The sequence below is a fragment of the Erythrobacter sp. HI0063 genome (assembly GCF_001635685.1).
Classification (GTDB): Bacteria; Pseudomonadota; Alphaproteobacteria; order Sphingomonadales; family Sphingomonadaceae; genus Qipengyuania.
Genome location: NZ_LWFF01000144.1, coordinates 1 through 471, shown reverse-complemented (window position 1 = coordinate 471; position 471 = coordinate 1). Strand labels below are relative to the sequence as shown.

Below are 471 nucleotides of genomic sequence, written 5' to 3'. Positions count from 1 at the left end.
GCACCTCTCAGCCGGGAATCCACCCCGCCAGTTCGCGCCGCAACAGCCCCTCCAGCATCGTCAGCCCGGCATCCGAGGTGTTGAGGCAGGAAAGCGCCGCGAAATGCTCGCCCCCCGCTTCCTTGAACTGATCGCGCCCCTGCATCGCCAGTTCCTCCAGCGTTTCGAGGCAATCGGCGGAAAAGCCCGGCGCGGCGATGGCAATGCGCCTGGTACCCTTCGCGCCCTCTTCGGCCAGCACCGTGTCGGTCGCGGGTTCGAGCCATTTGGCGCGCCCGAAGCGGGACTGGAAGGTTGTGCGAAACCTTAAGTCAGGCCGGTTCATGCGCGCTTCCAAAAGCCGCGCAGTCTTCTGGCAATGGCAGTGATAGGGATCGCCCAGATGCAATGTCCGCTCCGGCATGCCGTGAAAGCTCAGCATGAGCAGTTCGGGTTCGAAATCGAGCGCATCCAGCTGGCGCGCCAGATCAT

At 63.9% G+C, this 471-nt stretch carries 1 protein-coding gene; it reads right to left on the bottom strand.

The annotated features are described in order from the left end of the window. Positions 1-7: 7 nt before the first annotated feature. On the bottom strand, positions 8-471 hold a 464-nt coding region (locus tag A3736_RS05690), incomplete at its 5' end, for a ferrochelatase (RefSeq protein ID WP_197465502.1).